This window comes from Sinomonas sp. G460-2 (genome assembly GCF_047759905.1).
Lineage (GTDB): Bacteria > Actinomycetota > Actinomycetes > Actinomycetales > Micrococcaceae > Sinomonas.
In genome coordinates, this window is record NZ_JBKZWT010000404.1 from 1 (window position 1) to 2752 (window position 2752).

The window sequence follows — 2752 nt, forward strand, 5'->3', positions numbered from 1 at the left end:
CTGCGGGGCCTCGCCGCGGGCTGCGGCGGAGGCAAAGAGCGCCGCGACGCCCGCGTAGGGCGTGTTGCGCGGCAGTCCGGGTCCGTAGACGTTGTGGTAGCGGAGTGCGACGGCGGCGCCCCCGCCCGAGCGGGCCCACGCCGCGACGAGGTGCTCCTGCGCGAGCTTGCTGAGCGCGTAGACGCTGCGCGGATCCGTCGGCGCGTCCTCGGTGGTCAGCGCTGGGAGGAGGATTGCGCCGTCGTCCGGATCGCGCGGTTCGAAGAGGCCCCCCGCAAGGTCCGCCTCCCGCCGCGGTGCGGGCCTCACGCTGCGGCCCGTTACCGGGTGAACATACGTCCCATCGCCGTACACGACCATGGACGAGGCGAGCACGAGGCCGCGGATCCCATGGCGGACGAGCGCGGGCACGAGCTGGGCCGTACCGAGCACATTCGTGCTCACATATGACGGCGCGTCCCCCATCCCCTGCTCGAGCCCCACCTTCGCCGCGAGATGGCAGACGACGTCGACTCCCCCGAGCGCCGCATCGAGGACCCCCGCGTCGGCGACGTCGCCGCGGAGGTACCGGACGCCGTCGTCCGCTTCTTCCTCACGCTCGGGGCGCGGCGCGAGGTCGAGGACGCGGACCTCCCAGCCGTCGGCGAGCGCCGCTCGCACGACCGCCGAGCCGATGAATCCCGCCCCGCCCGTGACGAGGAGCCTCACGGCCGGGATTCCGCTGTCGCCGGGAGCGGAGCCGTCATGACGGCGCGGACAGCGGGCTCAGGGAGGAGCCTGCGGGGCTCGTAGTCGCCCGGGACGCGACGAGCCGCTGCGGTGAGGACGCGCTCGAAGACCTTGCCGGCCTCGCTCAGGCGCGCCCACACGGCGTCGGCGGTCACGGCCTCGGCGGCGTGCTCGCCCGCGTCGGAGTCCGTGACGAACGCGAGGGCCGCATAGCCCATCCCGAGCTCGGCCGCGAGGACGGCCTCGGGGTACTGCGTCATCCCGACCACGTGCGCCCCGGCTTGGGCGAGCCAGCGGGACTCGGCGCGGGTCGAGAAGCGTGGGCCGTTGATGACCGCCATCGTCGCCGTGGGCCGGTGAGGAAGCTGCGCCCGGTCCATCGCCGCCGCGAGGACCCGCCTCAGATCCGGGCAGTACGGGTCCGAGGCCGGCAGGTGCTGGACGCCGGCAGCCGCACCCGGACCGTCGCCGTCGCCGTCGCCGTCGAAGAACGTGTCGCGCCGCCCCCACGTCCGGTCGATGAACTGGTCAGGGATCGCGTACGATCCCGGAGCGAGCTCGGGAACGAGGCCCCCGCACGCCGCGGACGCGAAGACCGCCGAGACGCCGAGCCGTTTGAGCGCCCACAGGTTGGCCCGGTAGTTGACCGCCTGGGGCGCGACCGTGTGGCCGCGGCCGTGCCGGGCGAGGAACGCGATCGTCGTGCCGCCCGAGTCGACGAGTGAGATCGCGCCCGACGTGGGTCCGTACGGGGTCGGGATGTCGACTTCCTCGGCCCCGCCTTCAAGCCGGTACAGGCCGGAGCCGCCGATGATCGCGACACGGGCCGCTGCGTTGATGCCTTCCACAGTCCCATCGTGTCGGGTACCCGCGCTCGACCGGCGGCGCTCGCCTTACGATTCCGTGACAGTTCGGGGCCTGCCGTGTGAGACAGTGAAGCCGTGCCTGAGATCCTGCCGTACCGCTACCTGTTCGGGCCTGGGCCGGGCAACGCCTACCCCGAGGTCATGGCTGCGCTGTCGCACGCGGTGATCGGGCATCTGGACCCGGCGTTCATCGACCGCCTGGACCGCGTCTCGGAGGGGCTCCGCGCCGTGTGGGGCACGCGGAACGCGCGGACGTGGCCGCTCAGCGCGACCGGCTCGGGCGGGATGGAGGCCGCGCTCGTCAACATGGTCTCGGACGGGGACGTGGCCGTGATCGCGGTCAACGGGATGTTCGGCGAGCGCCTGTGCGAGATCGCGCGGCGCTGCGGGGCCGAGGTGGTCCGCGTGGACCACGCGTGGGGCCAGCCGGTCGACGTCGACCGCGTCCTGTCCGCGCACCCGCACCCCAAGATCATCGCCGCCGTGCACGCGGAGACGTCCACGGGCGTGCGCTCGGACATCGCCGCGCTCGGCGCCGGCAAGGGCGACGCACTCCTGCTCGTCGACGCCGTCACGTCGATCGGCGGCCTCGAGCTGCGCGCCGACGAGTGGGGCATCGACATCGGCTACGCCGGGACGCAGAAATGCCTCGGGGTCCCGCCCGGGCTCTCGCCGTTCACGGTCTCGGAGCGCGCGTTCGAGCGCCGCATCGCCGATCCCCGCTCGTGGTACTTCGACATCGGGCTCCTCGGCGGGTACGTCGGCGCGGCCGAGGGGCACACGCGCACGTACCACCACACCGCGCCCGTGACGATGGTCGCGGGGCTCGAGGCCGGCCTCGACCGGATCCTCGCGGAGGGGCTCGAGAACGTGTGGGCGCGGCACGAGGCGGCGGGCGCGGAGCTGCGGGACGGGCTCGAGGCGATGGGCCTCGAGCTCTTCGCCGCGGAGGGCCACCGGTTGCCCAGCCTCACGACCGTCAAGGTCCCCGAGGGCGTCTACTCCGCCCGCGTGCGCGAGCTCCTCCTCGAGCGGTACAGCATCGAGATCGGCGCGGGAGTCGGGGAGTTCGCGAGCACGGTGTGGCGGATCGGCCTCATGGGGCCGAACGCGAGCCCCGCCTCAGTGACGCTCATCCTCGGCGCGCTCGAGGAAGC

General features: G+C 73.5%; 3 protein-coding genes. 1 reads left to right on the forward strand and 2 read right to left on the reverse strand.

Translation table 11 applies throughout. The features are described 5' to 3' along the window. The coding region (locus ACLN58_RS20510) for an NAD-dependent epimerase/dehydratase family protein (RefSeq protein ID WP_415857079.1) at positions 1–708 on the reverse strand (708 nt) is incomplete at its 3' end. Then, positions 705–1577 carry an MTAP family purine nucleoside phosphorylase gene (locus ACLN58_RS20515; protein WP_415857080.1) on the reverse strand — a complete coding sequence of 291 codons (873 nt, stop codon included), beginning with the start codon at positions 1575–1577 and terminating at the stop codon, positions 705–707. The genes ACLN58_RS20510 and ACLN58_RS20515, both read right to left, overlap by 4 nt. A gap of 93 nt (positions 1578–1670) precedes the next feature. On the opposite strand from ACLN58_RS20515, the gene ACLN58_RS20520 reads away from it, so the two are divergent. After that, positions 1671–2752, forward strand: a 1082-nt coding sequence (locus ACLN58_RS20520; RefSeq protein WP_415857081.1) for a pyridoxal-phosphate-dependent aminotransferase family protein, incomplete at its 3' end; no start/stop codon positions are given.